At 36.4% G+C, this 21,859-nt stretch carries 15 protein-coding genes and 1 other annotated feature; of the genes, 1 reads left to right on the top strand and 14 read right to left on the bottom strand.

Translation table 11 applies throughout. The features are described from left to right. From MRZ08_RS06300 to MRZ08_RS06275, 6 genes are all read right to left on the bottom strand, one after another. A partial coding sequence (locus MRZ08_RS06300; protein WP_297380703.1) for a cytochrome c biogenesis protein ResB occupies positions 1–1,184 on the bottom strand: 1,184 nt, incomplete at its 3' end. Between the two features lie 58 nt (positions 1,185–1,242). Continuing rightward, complete coding sequence (locus MRZ08_RS06295; RefSeq protein WP_297380701.1) at positions 1,243–2,448, bottom strand: ammonia-forming cytochrome c nitrite reductase subunit c552; 1,206 nt, start codon at positions 2,446–2,448, stop codon at positions 1,243–1,245. A gap of 118 nt (positions 2,449–2,566) precedes the next feature. Further along, positions 2,567–3,310: an ABC transporter ATP-binding protein gene (locus MRZ08_RS06290; RefSeq protein WP_297380698.1), complete on the bottom strand. Its 744-nt coding sequence runs from the start codon at positions 3,308–3,310 to the stop codon at positions 2,567–2,569. Then, positions 3,310–4,338 carry an ABC transporter permease subunit gene (locus MRZ08_RS06285; RefSeq protein WP_297380695.1) on the bottom strand — a complete coding sequence of 343 codons (1,029 nt, stop codon included), beginning with the start codon at positions 4,336–4,338 and terminating at the stop codon, positions 3,310–3,312. Before MRZ08_RS06285 ends, MRZ08_RS06290 begins: the two co-directional genes overlap by 1 nt. A 12-nt stretch (positions 4,339–4,350) precedes the next feature. Further along, a complete protein-coding gene (locus tag MRZ08_RS06280) occupies positions 4,351–5,427 on the bottom strand; it encodes an ABC transporter substrate-binding protein (protein WP_297380692.1) in 1,077 nt (358 codons plus the stop codon). Positions 5,428–5,438: 11 nt separating this feature from the next. After that, complete coding sequence (locus MRZ08_RS06275; protein WP_297380689.1) at positions 5,439–5,648, bottom strand: hypothetical protein; 210 nt, start codon at positions 5,646–5,648, stop codon at positions 5,439–5,441. Positions 5,649–5,709: 61 nt separating this feature from the next. Then, positions 5,710–5,925, bottom strand: a binding site (T-box leader). A gap of 88 nt (positions 5,926–6,013) precedes the next feature. Here MRZ08_RS06275 and MRZ08_RS06270 point away from each other — a divergent pair. Then, positions 6,014–8,179 carry a metallophosphoesterase gene (locus MRZ08_RS06270; RefSeq protein WP_297380686.1) on the top strand — a complete coding sequence of 722 codons (2,166 nt, stop codon included), beginning with the start codon at positions 6,014–6,016 and terminating at the stop codon, positions 8,177–8,179. A 60-nt stretch (positions 8,180–8,239) separates the two neighbouring features. Here MRZ08_RS06270 and MRZ08_RS06265 read toward each other — a convergent pair whose 3' ends face one another. The 8 genes from MRZ08_RS06265 to MRZ08_RS06230 form a co-directional block, all read right to left on the bottom strand. Then, positions 8,240–11,605 carry a UvrD-helicase domain-containing protein gene (locus MRZ08_RS06265; RefSeq protein ID WP_297380684.1) on the bottom strand — a complete coding sequence of 1,122 codons (3,366 nt, stop codon included), beginning with the start codon at positions 11,603–11,605 and terminating at the stop codon, positions 8,240–8,242. Beyond that, entirely contained in the window at positions 11,598–14,963 is a 3,366-nt protein-coding gene (locus MRZ08_RS06260) for a PD-(D/E)XK nuclease family protein (RefSeq protein ID WP_297380681.1), read from the bottom strand. Before MRZ08_RS06260 ends, MRZ08_RS06265 begins: the two co-directional genes overlap by 8 nt. Beyond that, on the bottom strand, positions 14,960–17,995 hold the full coding sequence (locus MRZ08_RS06255) for an AAA family ATPase (protein ID WP_297380679.1): 3,036 nt from the start codon (positions 17,993–17,995) through the stop codon (positions 14,960–14,962). Before MRZ08_RS06255 ends, MRZ08_RS06260 begins: the two co-directional genes overlap by 4 nt. Then, on the bottom strand, positions 17,977–19,092 hold the full coding sequence (locus MRZ08_RS06250) for an exonuclease SbcCD subunit D (protein WP_297380675.1): 1,116 nt from the start codon (positions 19,090–19,092) through the stop codon (positions 17,977–17,979). The genes MRZ08_RS06255 and MRZ08_RS06250 overlap by 19 nt, the downstream gene beginning before the upstream one ends. After that, complete coding sequence (locus MRZ08_RS06245) at positions 19,089–19,811, bottom strand: YaaA family protein (RefSeq protein ID WP_297380672.1); 723 nt, start codon at positions 19,809–19,811, stop codon at positions 19,089–19,091. Before MRZ08_RS06245 ends, MRZ08_RS06250 begins: the two co-directional genes overlap by 4 nt. Before the next feature lie 115 nt (positions 19,812–19,926). Next, entirely contained in the window at positions 19,927–20,736 is an 810-nt protein-coding gene (locus MRZ08_RS06240; RefSeq protein ID WP_297380669.1) for a metal ABC transporter permease, read from the bottom strand. Then, positions 20,729–21,394, bottom strand: coding sequence for an ATP-binding cassette domain-containing protein (locus tag MRZ08_RS06235; protein WP_297380666.1), 666 nt, complete (start codon positions 21,392–21,394; stop codon positions 20,729–20,731). Before MRZ08_RS06235 ends, MRZ08_RS06240 begins: the two co-directional genes overlap by 8 nt. Before the next feature lie 66 nt (positions 21,395–21,460). Further along, positions 21,461–21,859 (bottom strand): zinc ABC transporter substrate-binding protein (locus MRZ08_RS06230; protein WP_297380662.1); only part of this gene is annotated, 399 nt, incomplete at its 5' end.

Raw genomic sequence — 21,859 nt, 5'->3', positions numbered from 1 at the left:
ATAATCATTTCCTTTGGATTCATATAGAAGGCTAAGAATAAACCAATAAGTAGGATTATGCCACCTACAAGGGCAAAGGGCGTTCCCGGGTCATCTGCTACTTGAAGTAGGGTAAACATTCTAGGATTTTCCAGAACAAAGGTGTACTCTTCCCATTCAATCGGATCTCCTACATGGTTTAGTCCCATATCAACCCTTTCTCCATCATAGAATAAGGCGTAGAGGGCTACAGGATGCTTCAAAAATGGAGAGCTTGTCTTTGGCTTAGTAGGGTTAGTAGAATCGAAATCTGGATAGAAGTCTACTAATTGAAGCGCGATTTTCTTATCGTCTTCCACAAAAACTTCAGAGTTATAGAGGATTTTCTCCTTATAAGATTTTTTATCCTTAAACAAAAGTGCATCCACAGCCCAGCCTGTTGAGTTTTGATATACGCTAAATTTATCAAATCTTAGAGGGTGATTAACCATGGAAGTTCCTTCCTTTACAGTCCTCCCATCCTTATCAAGTATTGTCATCTCTGTGATATATTGGTCTACCGTAAAGTCTTCTCTAAATAAAACATTATAATTATCAATTTTAATCTGATAATCAGAATTCTCAAGCTCTAAGGTCTCTCCAGGCACTCCATAGATATATTCGTCAAAGCCTAGATACCTACCGCAGCCAAAGGCAAGTATTATTATAATTATTGATAGGTGGGTAAGCCAAGATCCCAAATGACCGATTTTGTTGGAGAACTTATAGCGTATTTTCTTTCCATCTATTACTTCTTCCTTAAATGATCCAAATCCCAAGTCCTTAAACAATTTCTCGTCATTACTTTCACTCCTAATCTCAATAAATTTATCCGAGTTCTTAATTTTCTTACTAATATCAGGATCTTTAAATGATGACTTTATTATTGGTCTTGCTCTATTGATTGAGCATAAGAATAGGTTTACTAGTAAAAGTCCTGTGAGAAATATATACCATTTAGAAAAGAATAAATTGTCAAAGTTAAAGGCTAGTATTACCTCAGCCATAAGCGGAGAATAGCCTTGTCTATAGAAACTCGGGTCATTTCCTTGAGGTATAACAGTTCCTATTAGTGAGACTAGGGCTATTATTATCAAAAGTATAATTCCAAATTTCATAGTATAAAAAGACTTAAATATTCTCTTTATTATATTATCATTTTTCATAAATCTCCTTTTAAAACAAAAGGACTCATAAGGAGTTTTCTCCCTGAGTCCTCATATTTTATTTGTACTTATTTAAAATTTCCATACCTTCATCGATTAGAGCCTCAGCCTCATCCAAGTTCTTGTGAGCACTTGTTGAGTTATGGAATCCTTCTCCGTTTTCTACAAAGACAAAGTCCCATTTAAACTGGGCTTTCCTATGAATATCTTGAAGTTTTGCCTTATCTTCATCTGATAAGTCTCCCTTTTCGATATGGATTGCTAATTCATCGATATACACTTTTAGTTTATCACTAACTTCATTTGTCCTATCATAAACTTCACCTTGGACTTCTTCTACCCAAGATATTAGCTCATCTGAAGTCTTACCAGCGTGGCATGATAGGCAGGTATTTTCTAGAGTCTCTTTGTTTTTGAGTGGACTTGTCCAATGATGGGACTTAACCATCTTGCCATCTTCGCCTTCGACTTCTGGCATATGGCAGTCTATACAAGTAAGTCCTGCTTGTTGGTGAACTGATCCGTGGAAGGTCTCAAACTCTGGGTGTTGAGCCTTAAGCATAGGTGCTTTGGTTTGAGGATGCTCCCAATCCTTAAATTCCTTCTCGTCATAATACTTTAACATATCGTCTGTTTCTAGACCGTATTTAGTAGGCATTATAACTTCTTTTGTTTCAGGATCTTGGTAGTATTCAACGTGGCATTGGGCACAAGCTAAAGTTTCAAGATCAGCATTAGATGGGATTTCTCCCTTCTCGATGGCCTTTTGGGTATGGCTTCTTGTAATTTGTAGGCTTGGCACATCGTTCATATGACAATCGTAACAAGATATGGTAGACATATCTGGATTTTTTTCTACAAACTCATCAAAGTCCATAGAATTTACATCTACTCCGCCCTTTTCTAGGGCTACGATGAAGTCAGCACTTTTACAAGACAAGCAGCTTGCTCCGGCCTTTGGTCTTTTGGTATTAAGTATATCTTCTAGGGCGTATGTATGTCCTCTTGCCCTATCGTATTGCTTGCTAAAGCCATAGCCATCATAGAATTCTTTAAGATTTGGATACTCTTCAAGATAGTCTACTTGGACAGATCCACCGAATTTTGTTTCACTCATATCGGCATTGGCTTGGTATGTAGCGTAAACATCTGGATACTTCTCCTTCCAATCGTCTGCAGTCTTGATCTCACTATCATTAGAGCATGATGAAAGTAAAAATACAAATGCAATAGCAGATAGAAGACTTAATATTCTCTTTTTCATAGGACCTCCTTTTCTTATTTTCTACTATCATTATATAATATATATAAATATTTGTAAACGATTATCAAAATGTTTTGCACATTGGAAAACTCCCAGAAAATATTCTGAGAGTCTTTTCTTAATCTATATTTAATTCTTCCAATATTTCATTTCTATAAGCGGTAAATTCCTTACTTGTCCTTGATCTTGGATAAGGAAGGTCAATGTCAACTATTTTCTTAATCCTGCCTGGATTTGCTTGCATTACTAGGACTTTAGTTGACATATAGATTGCTTCGTCTACGTCATGGGTTACCATTATGTTTAAGTTTTCTTCCTCTTGCCATAAGTCAAGGATTAGATCTTGCATGTTCATCCTTGTGAAGGCATCAAGAGCTCCTAATGGCTCATCCAAAAGCATTACTTCTGGTTTGTTGATTAGAGTTCTTATAAGAGATACTCTTTGGGCCATTCCTCCTGAAAGAGCTGATGGATAGACGTCCTTAAACTCTTCTAGTCCTACCTTTTTTATAAGCTTATCAACCTCTTTATCATTAGTTTTATTTTTAAGGTCAGTTGAGAATGATACATTTTCCTTAACTGTTAGCCAAGGAAAGAGGGTTGGTTTTTGAAATACCATGCCCCTATTGCTCTTTGGCTCTGTGATTTTTTCTCCATCTAGACTAATCTCGCCAAAGCTTGGACCTATGAGGCCTGCTATAAGTCTTAGCATTGTACTTTTACCGCAACCAGAAGGGCCAACTATTGATATAAATTCTTTCTCTTTGGCCTTAAAACTTACATCAGATATAGCGTGTGTTAGGCCGTTTTTGTCAGCTCTTGTAAATAATTTTCCTACCTTATCAAATACTAATTCTGTCATTATATCGTCCCCTCACTTTTCCAAACGAGTACTCTATCGCTTAGCTTTTTGATTAGAATATTAACTATCACGAAAGTTACTGCAAGAAGAATTATAGCCCCATACATGGCGGTATAATCTGCCCAGGAGCTCTTCCAAGTTATATACCAACCAAGTCCTGACTCAACTCCCATCATCTCAGCAACGATTAGGGCGTTACAAGCAGCACTCATTGCAGATACTAGACCTTGGAAGATATTTGGCATCGCAGATGGTATTGCTATTCTTCTTACCATGTCCTTGTTAGTCGCTCCTAGGGTCCTTGCTGCTTCATAAAATGAAGGATCTACATTTCTAATTCCTGTAATTGTGGCTAGAGAAACTTGAAACCAAACTCCTAGAGCTATGATAAATACAGCTCCTTGAAAGAGATTTATGGCAAGAACCATAACTAGTGGAAGCCAAGTTGTTGTAGGAATTGGTCCAAGAAGTTTAAGGATTGGGTCGATCCAGTAATTAACCTTCTCGAAGTAACCAGCAAGAATTCCTGTAATTATTCCCAGAAGCCCTCCTATAATATAGCCAGTAAATAAAAGTTTAAGGGATGATATTACTGATTCTAAGAGATAGGACCTATCAGCTGCCATTGAATTAAATACTTTATCTAGCCATGGGAAATATGGCAATTGTAATATATTAAACTTCAATGTCAACAAGTCAAATACAATAAATATCACGAAAATCGCCGTATATAAAGGCCAATATTTATTCAAAGTATCCCTAATCTTTTCAAACTTTAATGATAATAGAAGGGAAATTAAATAAATTCCTCCTAAAATCATTAGAAAAGTTGGATATAGTTTTGTAATCTCTATACCTGGATCATAATTTTTAACATATATAAATTCTAGAATAGCTAAGGCTGCAAAGACTAAGGGAATGAAAAGCCTAATTATCGAAGGCTTTTCATCACCATTTTCTAGTTTTTCCAAGTCTTTTGCAGTTAGCTTTTCTTTTAAATTTTCATTAAGAAATTTGCTATCTTGCATGAAATCTCCTTATTATTCAACTACTTCGACTTCTCCATTTCCGAGTGGTCTCCAGTATTCTTTGATATAATCATCCGTAGACTTGCTATCATCAATTAGACCTAATTTCTTATAATCATCAAAGTAAGCTCTAATTGTTTCAAGGCCTGCTTCGTTATCTAGGCTGTAATCATAAGTGTTTAATAGCTCTGTAGCAACTTCAGGGTCTCCTGCTGCTAGGTTATTATCTTGAAGTTTCTTTAGAGCTTCTTCTGGATTATCAGCAACATAGTGACTTCCCCTTACGATTTGCTCTGCAACAAGCTCTGCAATCATTGGGTTTTGGTCAACGAAATCTCTGTTAAAGGCTGTTACACAGCATACTTCATCCTTGAAGTCTTCATCTGTTGTCAGAGATCTTATTGGTCTAATTTTTCCAGCTTGTAAAAATTCTTGAGCGAATTGGTCATCAAGAACAGCACCTTTTATCTCTCCACTTTCCAAAGATTGGATTACTGCAGAAGCATCTACAGGTTTTACATTAATCTTATTAGAATCTATTCCATCGTGAGATAAAAATCTTAAAAGGGTATTGTGCCCACTATTTCCTATACCGTTTGTTACAGCGATAGATTCATTTTCCAAGTCTTTAGTTTCTTTATATGAACTTTCATCTAGAACATAAAGTGACTTACAACCTGAGTGGTTGGATGTTGAAAAGACATAGTTAAGTCCCTTAGTAGCCGGAACCAATAGTCCACCGAACTCTCCTGTCATAGCATCAATTTGTCCAGTTCCTAGAGCATCCTTACCTTGTTTTGTATTTACAAATTCTACATCAAGACCTCTTTCCTTGTAGTAGCCTTCTATCTCTGCTATATTTTGTCCTGCTATACAAAGGTCTCCATCAAAGCCAATTCTAATTTTACTTCCGTATCTTGGCTCATCTTTGATGCTGTGCTCTTTATCTACAAGGCTTTCTCCTTGGCTCGCTTGTTCTTGGCTAGTTTCTGTCTTAGTTTCTGTTTGTGCGTCTTCCCCATTTTTCACACAAGCTGTTAAGCTTATTGACGCTAATAGTAAAGCAGCTAATAATTTCTTATTTTTCATAATATCCCCTTTTATTTACAACATGAATCATAATCTACATTTTCTATATTAAAGTTAGGATCATCAAAGTCGATAATCTCTTCTTCTTGGAAATTTCCTTCTATCTTTTGATCTTTTATTTCTTCATTCACTAAATTTTTCTCTACTTCTGCCTTGGAAGTAGAACAGGCAGTAAGTAAAACTAGTGAAGAAGCTAGGATGATTTTCTTAGATAAATTCATATTCTCCTTCTATCCATATTCCTTTTCTATATATTTATAGCATATAAAAAGCCCGTCCCTAAAAAAGGACGAGCTTAGCCGTGATTCCACCTAAATTCATCTCTATAAATAAATATAGAAATCTCATTTGCGATATAACACTCGCACTGTCATGGCCTAAAAATTCAGCCACAAGACTCAAAGATGCACTTCCATATAAAAATTTTAAACCTTCTCAGCTAACGGTTTTCTCTGTAAAAATTTTTCTTATATGTACTTTTCTTATCAAGGTCATATATACTACTATTTTAGTATACTTTGCTTTTTATTATTTGCAAATCTATTTTTATTAGTGTAATTTAAGCCATTCTAAGTATAATAGAAGTATGAAAGAAGTTATAAAAGATGCAGAAAAAAATTCTATAAAAGATTTTGATATATCGATAATATCCGACCCCCATGTTCTTGCAAGTGAACTTATGGGACCTAGCGAAAGTTTCATCAAGGAGCTTAAGGTAGAAAGAAAGCTTGTCGTTGAAAGCGAGGGGCTTTTTAAGCGTGCCCTAGAAATTGTAGACAGAGCAGGCAGTAACTACCTGATTCTTCCTGGAGATATGGTCAAAGAAGGAGAGTATAAGTCTCATAAGCTAGTCGCAGATTATTTAAGAGCTTGGAAGGATAAAGATCCTAGGAGGAAGATCTTTCTCACACCAGGTAACCACGACATCAACTGCCACAGGGCCTATGACTACTCTAATGACGAGAAGACTAGAAATGTTAGTCCAAGAGAATTTGAAGAAATCTATGACTTTATCTATGAAGATGATTCCATACTAGAGTTTTACAGAGATAGTCAAATTTTTAAGACTTATCTGGATTTTGTCAATAAGAAATACGACAGAGACGTAAAATATTCCTACTATGCCCACGGATATTTTTCCTATGTAGCAAGGGTAAAAAAGGACTATCTAGATAGTAATGGACTTAGCCTAATAATGCTTGATACTTCGATTTACTCGGCTGATAGGGAAGAAAAACATAGGGATGGCAGAGAAAATATTTCTGGTTCTATTACGAAAAAAGAAATTCGCTGGATGCTTAGAAAAATCGAAGAAGCTAAAGATAGAAAGGATATGGTAATTGTCGTAGCCCACCACGCCCTTCTCCCAAACTTCAGAAACCAAGAGCTTGCCTTCTCCCCTTTTATCATAAAAGAATGGAGGGATAAGTTCGAAGATGATGATCCTAGGATAAATGGCAAGACTCCAATAGAAATCCTCGCAGATAGCGGGGTTAAGTTTGTCTTTACTGGCCATCTTCACGAAAATGGAACAGCCAAATACACAAGCGAAGTTGGAAATACTATATATGATATCCAAACAGGATCGACCATAACCTACCCCCTTCCTATTAGGCATATAAAAATCAACAACAAAACCTATACAGATCACGGCTTTGAAGTTTTTGTTACAACTGAGCTTATAGATAATTTCTCCTTCACTGACTACCATGGTAAGGAAGAAATAATCGATGACGCAATCCTTCACACCATGACCAACCAGCTTAGCCTAGAAGAAGTAATCCACAACTATATAAGAATCCAAGCCAACAATCCCCTCTTCGATAAGATGGATTTTAAAAAGTTAATTATAGATAATATTAGGTCAAAAACAGGAATGGATATTCCATACAAGGGTTATATGAATGATATAGTTTTTCCAAAAATTGCTGACTACTTCCCAATCTACAGCAAATCTATAGGAAGAATTGTCATAAGCAACTTAAATTACGAGTATGAGTTTAGGGTCAAGGCCTTGATGAATACACTCTTTATAAAGGCTAGAAATATAGAAGAAGCAATCGATATAATCATAGGCCAGGCCGAAAAAATCCTAAGTCCTCACTTTGTAATCACAGCCATGGATAAGGTCTCATCTAAAATATTTTCCATGCCAATCGATAATGAAGGTCATACTTTCTATGACTTTTGTAATTATATCTACCAATATAGGTCAACTAGCGATGAAAAGCGTCCATCCTATGTGACTAAAATGATAGATAATATAAATGATCCCGACTACGATATTATAAATATAGTGCTTGACTATGCAGCAGATGAAATAAATGAAGTCTTTGATACAGTTACTGAGGCCATTATCCTTGAAAGAAATGGATCGAAGAAGGAGTTTTTTGAAAGGCTCATCCAAACCAAGGGCTTTCCGGTAAACTTTGCCTATAAGTATCTCATAATGAGAGTCGATACCCTAAGAGATCTCTTAGATTTCTTTTCAAGATTTATTACTAAAAAGAGCTCCATCACAGGAGTAGACCTTGCAAAGACGATTGCCCACTCCAGAGCTGTAAGGAGGGCGAAGATGAATATATCGGATAAGTTCTTTGGCCAAAAGTCCCTCCGTGTCTTTATCCTAGCCCTAATAGGAGAGATGAACGAGGAGATGACTACAATCTATCAAAACGCAAACCTAAACGAAATCGACCACTACTTTAACTACATCGAATACGACGATACAAAAATAAATACAGAAGAATAAATGAAAACGACGAAGAAGGAACTTAGATAAGCTTTATTCTCGTCGTTTTTTAGTTTGCTCTTATTCGATTTTTGTAAATTCCTTAAAGTTATACCAGTAGATTAGAGACGTCTCTACCTTTTTTCCTAAAGACTTTTCTATAGCCTGTCTATAAATTTGAATTTGTTTGTCATATAAGCTCTCTCTTTTAGTCCTATCGGTCTTAAAGTCGACTAGAACTGCCTTTCCATTTATTTCAAACATCAAATCTATCTGACCATTTACATAATAATCCTCGTAGGTCATAAGGAAAGACTCTTCCTTTCTGATATTTGTAGCCATTTTGGATAGGTCCTTGATGAAAGGATCTTCGAAAAAGGCCAGGATTTTATCTAATTCTATTAGGTCCAAGCTATCTTCCTCAATCCTCTTTTCCCTAATAAGTCTATAGATTTCTTCCTTAAGACTTACTTTATCATAATCCTTGAAGTCTAGGGCTTGGAAAATTCTATGGATCATAGTTCCCTTATCAACAGCCTTGTAGAATTTTTCTTCTCTTATGAAATTTGCCTTCCTAAAGTCTCCTGCAAGCTCGTTTTCCTCATAGTTAGGAAGCCTATAGCCATCAAGGGAAGGATCGAAGTCCTTGCTTATTTCTGTAACAGATCTTTTGATAGATTCCCTTGTTTGATCTTCATAAGGGTAAGGACTATCAAAGATTTCCTTAAGTTTATTATAAATTTCTTGATTTACATCTCTACTTTCCAGAAAATCTGTGATATCCTTAGACTCAAACTTATCTATAGGGTCACTTTCTTCTATTACTTCAAGAGAAGCTAGGCTGTCTAGGTCATTGGTCTCATAGTCTTCAAATAATTCTTCTGAGACCTTATCTCTTGAAATAATAGAAAGAATCCAATCCATGTAGGTATTCATATTGAGAAAGTCAATTCTCCCCTTAAGCCTTCCTACTGTCTTAAGATTCCTCTCGCCAGTTATAAAGAGCATCTCTTCTGCCCTGGTCATGGCTACATAGAGGATTCGCATCTCCTCTTTCTTATTTTCCTTAGTGATTTTATCATTGATGAGATTTTTCCTAAGTGAAGAGAATCTCAACTTGTTTTCATAATCAGAAAGATTGATTCCAATTCCCAAATCATCATCAAATACAATCGGCTCACGCAAGTGCTTGTTGTTAAATCTCTTACCAGCATCTGCAAGGATAACTACCGGAAACTCTAGCCCCTTGGACTTATGGATGGTCATTATCCTAACGAGGTCTTCCGCCTCGGAAAGCTCTCTTGTCGTTTGGATATTATCTGATTGATTCATGGAAAGGGAATCGACAAAGTCCAAGAAGCCAAATAGTCCATTGTCATTGGTCCTGTCATACTCATCCATGATATCTATAAAGCTTTCGACATTGTTTATCCTGTCACTTGCCCTATCTCTTGCCAATAAATATTCGTAAAATCCAGTCTTTTCGAAAACATAATTGGCAAATTCATAAAGTGAAAGGAGGTTTTTGACATAAGTTAAGTCAGAAAATACAGTCTTAAAGTCATTAATTTTCTCAATTATTTCCTCATCTTTGTCATATTCATCAAAGGCCTTAGTAAAGGAATATGAACTAGACCTTAATCTAATCTCAACCAAATCATCCTCATCAAAATCAAAGATTTCAGATCTAAGAATAGATAGTAGAGTAAGGTCGTCTTTTGGATTGACCAAATATTTTAATAGATTTATGAAAAATGTAACTTCTACCGCCCTAAAGGAAACCTTGCTTATATCATTAAAGAAAGGAATCTCCGCCTTCTTGAAGGCCTCTTCGTAGACATAAGACTTGCCCCCACTTCTTAAGAGAATCGCTATATCACGATAATCGTAGCCCATAGCCCTAATCTCTTCGATAAGTTGGGCTAGATAGTCTTCTTCACGAATATTACTATCGATGACCTTTATATTGGCCCTCTCGTAAGCACTTTGCTCATTCTTATTGAAGTTAAGTCTGTGGCCTCCATCCCTATAGTCGATGTCGCTTTCTTCCTTGGTCATTAGCCTATCGAAGATGAAGTTATCGAAATCTAGGACTTCCTTCTGGGACCTAAAGTTCTTGTTAAGGTCTATCCTAACTGAGTCCTCATCTTTGTCGTAAGCTTCTAGCTTTTCTAGGAAAAGTTTTGGCTCAGCCCTCCTAAAGCCGTAGATGGACTGCTTGACATCTCCTACGAAGAAGAGATTATCTTCTCCCTTAAGCTTTTCTATAATGTAGTTTTGGATTTCGTTCGAGTCTTGGTACTCGTCAAAGAATATATGCTTGTAAGTTTCCTTAAGTTTATTTCTAGCTTCTTCTATATCGATTAGGTCGATAAACTTATGCTCCATATCAGAAAAATCTAGATATGCCTTCTCTTCTTTAAGCCTTGAGTAGACCTTCATAAAGTCCTTGACCAAGATATTGATTTCAGAAAGGAGATCCTCTTCTTTTTTGGCAAAAAGCTCCATAGTTAGGCTATCTGTATTTGTCACAAACTTACCCACACTTTTGATATCTTCCTTGTAGAGGTCTCTGGTATCCTTAATAAAACTATAGTCTTCCTCGACATCCTTTTTGGACTTAGATATCCTTCCGAATTTAATTTTACCAATCTTTCTTATAAACTTATCCCAATCCTCATCAAGTAAGATAGTAAGGTCATTGATTTGAGAGAAGTCATCGAAGATTAGCTCTTGGTGCTTGTCACGCATAGCTTGGCCCATGGTAAAGTCGTAGTTGGTCCTAGCTAAGTCTAGGATTTGATCCATTTCTTCTTTTACAGTATTCTTAAACTTATCAAGCTTAAATCCTTCCGAAGTCGCCTGATCTAGCCAAGCAATCGGCCTTACTTCGGCCATGATTTTCTCGTAAGTTTTAAGTATTATATCCTTTGCTCCACTATCAGACTTATTTGTCGCGAAGTTATGGAGGAAGTTCTCAAAGGCAGGGTCCATCTGCTCATATCTTTTATCAAAAACCTCATCAATGGCATTCGACTTTAGGATTGTCGCCGTGTTTTCGCTTATTACCTTAAAGTTTGGAGATAGATCGTCGAAATAATAGAAGTTTTCCCTTAGCATATCCGCACAGAAGGAGTGGAGTGTCTTGATTTGGGCATGCTTTAAGTTTTTGAGCTGGTCTTTGATAAACTTAAGATCGCTTCCCTTTTTCTTAAGCTCTTGTTCAAGGGCTGACCTAATCCTATCTTTCATCTCGACAGAGGCCTTGTTGGTAAAGGTAACTATGATAAAACTTCCTATATCCTTCCTATCTTCTATGAGTAGGCGGATAATCCTCGTTACGAGGACACTGGTCTTACCAGATCCTGCCGCCGCTGAAACTATTATATTTTTACCCCTAGTTTCTATAGCATCCTTTTGGTCTTTGCTAAATTCCATCTTAGTCATCTTCACCTCCCAAGTCCTCTATTGTCTTATCCTTATCAAAATTCCTGTAACGAAGCTGGTCAATCGTCTCGTCAAACTTACATATTCCCTTAAAGTCACAGTACTGGCACTCGTTCCTATTAGAATCGTAGGCTAAAGGCTTAAGGCTGATATCTCCTTCTTTGATGTTTTTGATAAATTGACCAACAAGATTTTTGGCAAATTTTTCAAGCTTGGTCACTTCTTCAGGGCTAAGAACGTCAGAGTTCTTGTAATCAAGGATAGTTGACTCCTTTGGACTTTCAGCATTTTTATCTATTATCTTAAAGATTTCTTCGTTAATCTTAACTATAAGGCCATTTATCCTAAACTTATCATTCATGGCCTTTTCCAAGGTTTCAGGAGAATATCCCTCGCTATTTACAGACTCCATCTCATCATATAGGGGCATGTAGAATGATCCTACTGGAATCATAAGGTCTTTTTCGTTTTCTGTAGCCGACATCATATAAACTAAAAGCTGAAGGTCTAGGCCGTTTAGGAGATTTATAATCTTGAAGGTCTTATTGCCTGTCTTGTAGTCGATAATCCTAACGAAATTACCCGCCTTATCGATCCTATCAATCCTTCCCCTCAGATAATTTTTATCGTCAACATAGACTTTTGGCAGATTGTCTTCATTTTCGTAGCCAAAGTCTTTTTCTACAGCATAGATTTTGAAGTCCCCGCTTTTTACCTGGTCGATTAACTTTTCTGAATTTCTCTTGGCAGAATTCAAGACATTGTTAAGGATAAATTTATTTCTAGGGTCTTCCCTTCTGGTCTTATCGAGATTTTTAAGGGTTGCTTCCTTAAAGTTTGCTATCAAAATATCTTCAAGATCACTTACCTTAAGCTCTTCTATGTTTTTTTCTGATAAGTTTCTAGAAATATCTTCAAAAAGCTTGTGGACAATATTACCCACCTCCATGTGGTCTACTTCATAGCTTTCGTCTATATTTGGCCTTAGGCCGTAGTTTACGAAATACTTGTAAGGACACCTAGAATAGCTTTCAATCTCGCTTACATTGAAGTGGTTTTTCCTATAGAGCTTAGCGGCCAAGTCTTCTCTTAGATTTTCTTTATCATTAGTAAATTTTAAGGCCTTTTCTATTAACTCATATGAGTTATTTTCCTTAAGATATTTGATAAAGGCCCTAGCAATTTCCCTATCATTTTCATCAACCTGCTCATTTCTCATCATCTGTCTTATACTTCTTAGAGCTCTCACTTCCATTGTCTGATAAGAAAATTTCTCTATAGAAAGACCCAGGTCATTGCCATAAACCATACCGTAAGTCTTCCCTTTCCTATCAGAGAAGATATTCATAATGGAATTTAGGATGATTGATTTATTGATAGCTTCACTTTTCCTATTGGCAAGGGAATATGATAAGAAGAGCTTATCTGATATGGTAATTAGCTTATAAAATACTAGTTTTTCACGCTCTTCGAAGTCTTCATCAAAGACCTTTAGGTCAAGATCTAGTGCCCTTAGCTTATCCTTTTCTCCCTTGCCTACGATGAGGTCTTCCCTATTTGTCGATGGAAAGAAAACATCATTTAGCCCTAGTGCAAAGTTTACTCCCCTATCGGCAATCCTCGCCCTGGCAAAGCTTGTTATCTCGATGTGGTCTTTACTAGGTGGGATAATTCCAACATTGATGTCCTTACATGTCGCTTCAATCAAGGAGTAAACTTTCCTAAGACTCGTCTTCCTTTCTCCCATGAGATCTACTATCTCTTCAAGTATTTCTACAAACTTATCCCAGACCTGGTCGTTTTCCTTGTATTCGTCAAGCCTTCCGCTCTCCTTTAGGATTTCTTGGAAGCTTTCTATCCCCCTTCTTATGTCCCTATCATCTATAATATTAAAGATTCCTATACAAATATCCCTGGTCTTTTCTTCTTTTAGCTCTAAGAGAGGCTTAAGTAGATCCAAAATCCTATCTCTTAGCTCATTTATAACTTGGTATTCATAAGTCTTTGCCCCTAGTTTCTCTTCACTTTGGGGATCATTCTCGTAGAGATTTTTGTAGAAATCTTCATCATAGGCAAAATATTTGTCCTCAAGAAACATCTTGCCCTTAATCTTCCTATTTTTGATATAATTTTCAAGAATTATGGCCTTTTCCTCAAAGTTTTCTGAGAAACTAAATAGACCTGACCTTAGAAAATAACTTAAGTCCTGACTATTGAAATTATAAATCACGAGCCTTAATATAGCTAAAAACGTCTTTACTATATGATTGTCTATAAGTTTCCTATCAGAATCCACGAAGATCGGCAGACCATATCTGTTGAAGACCTTTACGATTTCGTTTTTGTATTCGTCTTCACTAGAAATGTATATAGCTAGGTCCTTGTAGCGGTATCCCTTCTCTTTTACTAGATAATTTATAATTCTTGCAGTGTTTTCAACTTCTGTCTTAGTCGATGGATTTTCAAGGAAACGAATATTATTAGGACTTCCCCCAAATTTCTTAGGATCAAATCTCTCTAAGTTTCTAGCAAGATGGGCTATATCTTCCTTCTCAAGGCTCGTATTATCAAGTACTTTATCGTGGGTCTTTCCTATTTCATTAAGCTTCCTATAAAGCTTATCGGTAGAGTCGAAAAATTCCAAGTCAGAAAAAACCTTGCTATTAATAAATTCTGTATCGAGATTTAGACTAAAGAAAACTTCATTTCCCCTATTTATAAGACCTTCGACAAAGGAAAGCTTAAGCTCTGATAGGCTATCGAACTTATCAAAGTAAAAGACTGTGTCAGCTAGGAAGTCACAGTCAGGAAGCTTTTCTATAATATAAGAAAGGCTATCCTCAGAGTCTATAAATTTGCCAGAAATCTCTTTCTCATAGGCATCGTAGATCATCTTTACTTCTTTAAATTTAATTTTCGTAATAGGATCGTCGGTCTCTTCAATTTTCTTGAAGAAATCTTCGTCAAAGGCATTGTCCTTGATTGATGAGATTAAAGATGAAATATTGTTCACAAACTCTATATTGGAATATTTATTTTGAAAAAGGCTTAGCTTATCATTCATATCTTGGAGGATATTGGAAATTAGGATAATTTTCCCATTTTTTGTAAGGAATTTCTCATTAGCCTGACCGATTTTTTCTCCAATATAGCTCTTAAGAGAAGAAAAACTTAAGACCTTGGCATCCATTACCGCCTCATAGGAAATATTTTTAAGAAAATTAATATCCGTCTGGAGGGTGTATTGCTCTGGCACTATAAGAAGAGCCTTCTTGCCATTTTTTAAGTCTTCTTCGATTTTCCTGTAAATATAAGTAGACATCTCCTTGGGATATCTTGAAATAATTGTCTCTATCATGCTTCTACCTCCACTTTTGATCCCTCGCTTGGCTCATAGAAAACCAAAATCTTCGCATCGATTGCTTCTTTTAGCTCATCCACATGGGATATGAGTCCTATGAATTTATCCTCATAGGCGAGCTTTTCTATAGCTGAAATTGCATTTGCTAGATAATCCTTGGACAGACTTCCAAAGCCCTCATCTATAAAGAGGGTATCGATCCTAACTCCCCCATTTTCCATACTAATCTCATCAGATAGGCCTAGGGCTAGGGAAAGACTTGCGAGGAAACTCTCTCCTCCAGAAAGAGTCGATACTGGACGCATCTTTCCAGTATTAGCGTCGAGGATCTCTATATCTAGACCGGTCTTTGATCTTTGATCTGTCGTATCGGACTTTCTTACCATGGAGAATTGATTGTCAGTCATATCCAAAAGCCTCATATTGGCAAGCTTAAGTACCTTATCGAAATAATAAGTTAGGACAAAAGTCTCAAAGTCAATCTTCTCCCTGCCTTTTACCTTACCGAAAGACCCATCAGCTACCTCGGAAAGTCTGGCTAGAGATTCATTTTCTTTCATATTCATCTCATAATCTTTCCTCAAAAGCTTAAGCCTAGCTATAACCTTGGTGAAATTATCGAGTCTAGTGTTGATTTCTGAATTTTGATTCCTTATTATATCTCTCTCATCTTCCTTTGACTTGATTTTTTCTCTTAACTTTTCAAGGTCTCTTACTTCCATATTCTTGTAGGAAGAAAAATTCTCCTCGCTTATCATAAGTCTTTCCAAATTGTTGAAAAACTCCTCGGTTCTTTCTTTTTTGCCAGCTAGTTTAGAATGATTTTCTAGAGCTTCCTTGTAAGAAGCGAGATTATCAAAGTTTTCTTCTAGCTTTTTATCAAATTCTTCCTTGAACTTATCCCTTCTTAGGTCAAGGTCTTTGATATTTTCCTGGATATTTTCTATCTTGATTTGAATTTCCTTAATTTTAAGCTCTGCATTTTGATAGTTTCTGTTAACTTCAGTAATATCCTTATCCAAGTCTAATATTTCTTTATCTAGAATTTTTTTCTCATCTACTAGGCTTTCCTTGGATAGGTCTTTCATCTTATCCTTTTGGCTTAGATAAGCTATCTCAATTTCTTTATTATTTTGAGCATCCCTTTTAAGTTCTTCCTCTTTTTTCTTTTTCTCTTCTAGGTCCTGGTAGATTTTATCGAGTTTTTTCTTAAAACTAAGTCTCGCCTGATCTTTTTGCTTATAATTTTCCCTTAAGGATTTAATATTTTTCTCGATTTCTTCTTTTCTCTTGTAGTTCTCTGTAAGTATTTTCTCAAGCTCGTTTATATTTTTATCAGATATTATTTCCTTCCTGATTTTTTCAACTTGTCCTTGTCGAAGCTTAATCGCTTCCTTGCTACTTATAAGTTCCCTTCTTAACTTATCTAGGTCGTAGTCTTCTATTAGGTGCTTTCCTATTGTTTCAACATGCTTACTTCCACATACTGGGCAGATTCCCTCTTCGTTCGTCCTATCTATAAGCTTGTTGATTATAAGTAAATCTTCATTTTCCTTGGCCTTTTGCTCAGAGGATTCAAGCTTATCTTTTTCTTTGGATAAGGATAGGAGACTTTCTTCGTAGCCTTTAATCTCCCTTAGCTTTTTTAAATCTTCCTCTTCTTTTCTTATATTTTCCTCAAGATTAGATAGATTCTTACTCTCAGACCTTCCCTTTTCAGCAATTTCTCCCAAAAGCTCGTTATTTAGGTCAAATATCTCTCGCTCTTTTGCCAAATCCTTTTCTAGACTTTCTCTTTCCTTTTGACTTTGATCGAGTAGCTTTGTCCTTTCTTCAATAGATTTGTAAGATTTTTCAGCCTCTTTGAATTTTTCTAAGGAAAGGATAGTATTTTCTATATCTTCTGCTTTTCTTTTTAGCTTATCAAGCTTTAATCTATTCTCGGCAAGCTTTTCGTACTTTCCCCTTACCTCCTCTTTTGTTTTAAGAGCACTTTTCTCATCTTTTTTCAAGATTTCGAGATTAGCCTTGTTTTTATCGATATCTGTAAGGGCAGCTTGGTAGTTTTTCTCAAAGATTGATATATTATTTGCGAGCTCTGATTTTCTTATTAAATCTCTTAGCTTTTTGTATTCGCTTTCTTTTTCTCTTTCTTCTTTTAGGCTTTTTACTATTTCATTGTATTTTTCGATATTTGAATTATCTATCTCTGCCTTTTGAAGCTCCCCCAGGTCAGATTTTATAGACTTATCTATATCCTCCTCCCTTTCCTTAAGGAGAATAGACTTACTTTCATATTCTGATCTTCCCTGGCCAAGGACCTTTTCCATTTCATGAAAGTCGTGGGTTATAATAAAGTCCCTATCAATTAGGCCCGATATTTCTTCATTATAAGAAATAATATTTTCGAGACCATTATCTATGTACTCCATCTTTTGGATACTATCTTTGGCCATGTCCTTGATTTGGTCCTGGAAGTTCTTGTATTCATAGGTCTTAAATATATCTCCCAAAAGCTTGGCCTTGTCAGTGGACTTGGCTGATAGAAACTCCTGGAACTTCCCCTGGGCTAGGAGCATCACCTTGGAGAATTGCTTGTCGTCAAGACCTATGATATTTTTGATCATCTCGTCTGTCTCAGTTTTTTTCTCGCTTAGAAGAGTAAGATCATCTGTAATATCGTATAGACTTACAGCGTTTGCAATATTTTGACCGATTTTAGTCTTTTTTGCGACTTGCCTTGGGATTCTTTCTATCCTATAGGTCCTCTCTCCTACCTCAAAGTCAAGAGATACGTAGGTGTAAGGATCTTCTTCCGACAAGAAATCGCACCTCAACATATCAGCAGATATTTCTCTTGCTACCTTCCCATACAAGGCGAAATTTATTGCATCGAAAATGCTGGTCTTGCCGGAACCTGTCGCTCCCGATATTAGAAATATTTTCTTCTCGTAAAGAGTCGTAAAGTCTATATCGACTTCTTCCTTGTAGGTTATAAAACCTCTCATTTTTAGTCTTCTTGGTCGCATAAGCCTATCCTTTGTATAAGTTCAATGTCCTTTTGGCTAAGGTCCTCGTCCATCTTGAAATGATAAAATTCAGCAAAAAGCTCTAGCAAGTTCTTGTCTTCTATGTCCACATCGAGGCTATCATCCCTCTCAAATACCGCCTTATTGGCATAAGTGATAGACACAGCCCTTGGGAATTTCTCCTTTAGTCTTGCCATAGCATTTTCCTGAATATAGGAATCTTCTAGGATAAATTTGATATAGTCGTCTGATCTTTCTTCCTTTAAGATTTCATCGAACATCCCCCTTTTTGTGACAAAGTCCCTCAAGAAAGGGATTTCGATTTTTCTTATTTGAGCCACATCTTCAAGGTCGACTAAGGTAACTGTCTTTGTTAAATTTTCCTCATCAAAGGAATATTTCATAAAGGTCCCTGAATATCTAATCTTAGGATCTAGGACAAAATGCGCCCTATGGAGATGGCCCAAGGCTACATAGTCAAAATTTTCAAACAAACTTGCATCCATGGAGTCAGTTCCTCCGATAGTTAAAGGCTTCTGGCCTTCGTCATAGACTTCTTTATCAAATGAACTCATATTTGAAGCGTAGCAATGAGTAATAAGCACATTCCTATCCTTATAGTCAATAGATGCAAGGGCATATTTGTAGACATCAGTAAAATTATCAATGGATGAATCAAATATTGTCTTAGCCTTATTTATAGAAATAAAGGGAATGAGATAGAAATTTACTTTCCCAAAATCATCCTCAAAACTAATGGGATTTTTGTCATATTCACTTACTAGATAGTAATTATTGGACCTGTAGAATCTCTTGTTGATATCAAGTCTCTTTGATGAATCGTGGTTGCCAGAAATAGCTAGGACCTTCTTTCCTAAATCGAATACTATCTCTTCAATGAAGTTAGAATAAAGATCCATGGCCTCGGCACTTGGAATAATAGTATCGAAGATATCTCCTGCAATCATCACTATGTCGACATCTTCCTCTTTTATGATCTTAATAATATGAGCTAAGGCAAAGGCTTGCTCTTCGATTAGAGAATAAGCTCCGATATTTTTCCCTAGATGAAGGTCTGATAGGTGGAGGAGTCTCACGACTTCCTCCTTACAAATACGAAATTATCCCCGGTAGATAAGTATGGATCGAAGGCATATCCGTCGATTTCAATTTTCTTGATTTCTTCTGGATCTTCTATCTTCTTTGTAATAATCTCCTTGAGGAATTTCCCCCTCATCTGCTTAGTCCAAGCAACTATTGATCTGACCTTGCCGTTTTTCTCATCCTTAAAATCAATATTAATAAACTGATCGCCTTCCTTAAGAAATGGTCTGATGGCCTTAGAATATTCCTTGCTAGCTAGGTTAATCACAAGCTCTCCATCCTTAAAGATTTCCTTGTAGATATCATCTTCCCAAAAATCATAGAGATCGATCATCTTGTTATCAAAATAGAGTCTATAGTCCCTGATGCCAGAATATGGCTTAAGAGCCCCGTAAAGGGCAGAAATTATATAGACGTGATCGTTTAAGTAGGTTGGGTCAGTAAAGTCTTCCTCCGAAAATTGCTTAAAAACCAAGCCATCGTAGGAAAAGATAGCCGGATTATCTAAATGGTCAAAATCAAAGTCCTTATAATCAAAATAAACCTTCTCAGTTAGCTCATCATTGGTCTGATTGAGATTGCCTATTTCGTTTAGACTTAGCTTTTGAATCCTTTCTACAAGATCTCGAGTTTTATCTTCAAATAAAATCTTATCTGTCTTTCTATTGTCAAAATGTTTAAATCTTTTTGCTGGTGATATAATAACTTTCATAATACCTTCCTTATATATACACTATACTATAAAGTCCCTCCCCTTTTACCTGTCATTAATTCGTATCAAAAAAGCAGGCCGCAGCCTGCCTAAAGTTAAATTTATTAAATTTCAATTATTTCTTAACCATAATCTTTTTTCTAATAAGACTAATAAGAGAAACTATAATCAAAAATCCTATGGCTATAAGGACTATGGCCCCGCCTGGTTTTACTCCCTTATAGAAGCTTAGGCTAATACCTGAGATCATAAATAGGAGGGATAGGATTATAGAAAGGATATAGGATGACTTGTAGGATTTGCTAACGAGAAGCGAGGCCGCCACTGGTATTACCATAAGGGAGGTTATCATCAAGGCACCTACCGTCTTTGCAGATATCGCTACTGTTATGGCAGTAATCAAGGTGAAGAAGGAATCCACAAGGTCAGTCCTTACTCCAGAAAGCCTACTCATCATCGGATTTATGGAATTATATAGGAGGGCATTATAAAAATAGAGGGAAACTACAAGTACCACTACAAATATAATCCCAATAAGAATTAGGTCATCCTTTCCTACTGTCGTAATTGAACCGAACATAAAGGATTCAAAGCTAGTTCCTCCTGGAGTGAAGTCTGAAAGAACAGCCGCAAGGCCGATCCCTGCACTCATCACGATTGCTGTCGCCATGTCCCCATATTGGTCGAACCTTCTTCTAATAATCTCTATAGCAAAACTTGCGAGTATACATATTATTAAAGAAGTCCACAAGGGATTGACCCCAAGGATTAAACCAATAGCCACACCAGAAAGGGATGAATGGCTTAGGGCATCTCCTATCATGGAAGTCCTCCTATTTATCATCACCACACCAATCATTGGGATAATAACAGCAAGCATGGCTCCTGCAAGAAGGGCTCTTACCATAAAATCATACTTAAGCATTAATTAGCCTCCCTTCCTTAAGGACAACAGTCTTAGTTACAAAATCCTTAATAAGATCCATCTCATGGCTTATGATAAGGATACTTATCCCATGGTCTTGGTTTAGGTGAAGCAAAAGATTTAGGAAATCTTCCTTATGCCTTGCGTCAATTCCAACAGTTGGCTCATCCAAGATTAGGATATCTGGTGTCGAAACAAGGGCCCTTGCAATCATTACCCTTTGTTGCTGACCGCCAGATAGCTTGTTGAAGGGCCTATCCATCAAGTCTTCAATAGCGAGGGATTCGAAGACATTTTCTGTCTTCTGCCTTATCTTCCTTGTCACCATATTGAAGAAATTAAACTCCTTATAAAGGCCCAGGCTTACATATTCCTTGCAAGTTACTGGAAAGGCAATCTTTGCCGAGTCATTTACCTGTTGGACGTATCCAATCTTTTCGAAATCATCGAATTCTTCGATAGGCTTACCCAAAATATTAATCTCTCCAGAATCCTTCTTCATAGCTTTTAGGATTAGCTTAATTAGAGTCGATTTTCCTGATCCATTCTCTCCGCTTATAGCAAGAAAGTCACCCTTATCGAGCTCTAGGTTTATATCATTTAGTATTAAATTTTCTTCATAACCAAACTTTAAGTTTTTAATTTCTAGTAATTTCATATACTTAATTATACCCCTAGGCTCTTTATTTTTTATAGTCTTTGTAAAATCTTGCTTTTATTTTACCTATGATAGTGAAGCGTAGATTGCTTCTAGGTTTTCCTTAATCATTTCTTGGTAGGTCTTGTTTGAAGAAAGCTCTTCGTCAGTAGCAAACTCGAGAGTATTGATTGGCTTAGCCTCAGCACCGATTTCGTCTGCTAGAGTCTTCGCTTCCTTATCAGATCCTCCCATTTCGTAGAAAACTGTCTTAATTTTTTCAGCCTTAGCAAGGTCAGATACTTCCTTAAGAACCTTAGCATCTGCCTCTCCAGTTGAAGTTAGGGAGTTAAGAGGGATTTGTTCTAGGTCAAACTCACGAGCAAGATAGCCAAAAGCTTGGTGAGGAACGATAAATTTCTTGTTATCTACACTTGCAAACTTATCCTTATACTCAGCTACTATATCATCAAGTTCTTTGGCGAT

Source organism: Anaerococcus sp., assembly GCF_022770135.1.
Classification (GTDB): Bacteria; Bacillota; Clostridia; order Tissierellales; family Peptoniphilaceae; genus Anaerococcus.
The sequence above is the reverse complement of the archived record's forward strand: the minus strand, read 5'-3'. Positions and strand labels throughout refer to the sequence as shown.

Coding starts and splice junctions, on each gene's coding strand:
- MRZ08_RS06295 (WP_297380701.1), bottom strand. CDS start 2,448: ATGAAAAAGAGAATATTAAGTCTTCTATCTGCTATTGCATTTGTATTT.
- MRZ08_RS06290 (WP_297380698.1), bottom strand. CDS start 3,310: ATGACAGAATTAGTATTTGATAAGGTAGGAAAATTATTTACAAGAGCT.
- MRZ08_RS06285 (WP_297380695.1), bottom strand. CDS start 4,338: ATGCAAGATAGCAAATTTCTTAATGAAAATTTAAAAGAAAAGCTAACT.
- MRZ08_RS06280 (WP_297380692.1), bottom strand. CDS start 5,427: ATGAAAAATAAGAAATTATTAGCTGCTTTACTATTAGCGTCAATAAGC.
- MRZ08_RS06275 (WP_297380689.1), bottom strand. CDS start 5,648: ATGAATTTATCTAAGAAAATCATCCTAGCTTCTTCACTAGTTTTACTT.
- MRZ08_RS06270 (WP_297380686.1), top strand. CDS start 6,014: ATGAAAGAAGTTATAAAAGATGCAGAAAAAAATTCTATAAAAGATTTT.
- MRZ08_RS06265 (WP_297380684.1), bottom strand. CDS start 11,605: ATGACTAAGATGGAATTTAGCAAAGACCAAAAGGATGCTATAGAAACT.
- MRZ08_RS06260 (WP_297380681.1), bottom strand. CDS start 14,963: ATGATAGAGACAATTATTTCAAGATATCCCAAGGAGATGTCTACTTAT.
- MRZ08_RS06255 (WP_297380679.1), bottom strand. CDS start 17,995: ATGCGACCAAGAAGACTAAAAATGAGAGGTTTTATAACCTACAAGGAA.
- MRZ08_RS06245 (WP_297380672.1), bottom strand. CDS start 19,811: ATGAAAGTTATTATATCACCAGCAAAAAGATTTAAACATTTTGACAAT.
- MRZ08_RS06240 (WP_297380669.1), bottom strand. CDS start 20,736: ATGCTTAAGTATGATTTTATGGTAAGAGCCCTTCTTGCAGGAGCCATG.
- MRZ08_RS06235 (WP_297380666.1), bottom strand. CDS start 21,394: ATGAAATTACTAGAAATTAAAAACTTAAAGTTTGGTTATGAAGAAAAT.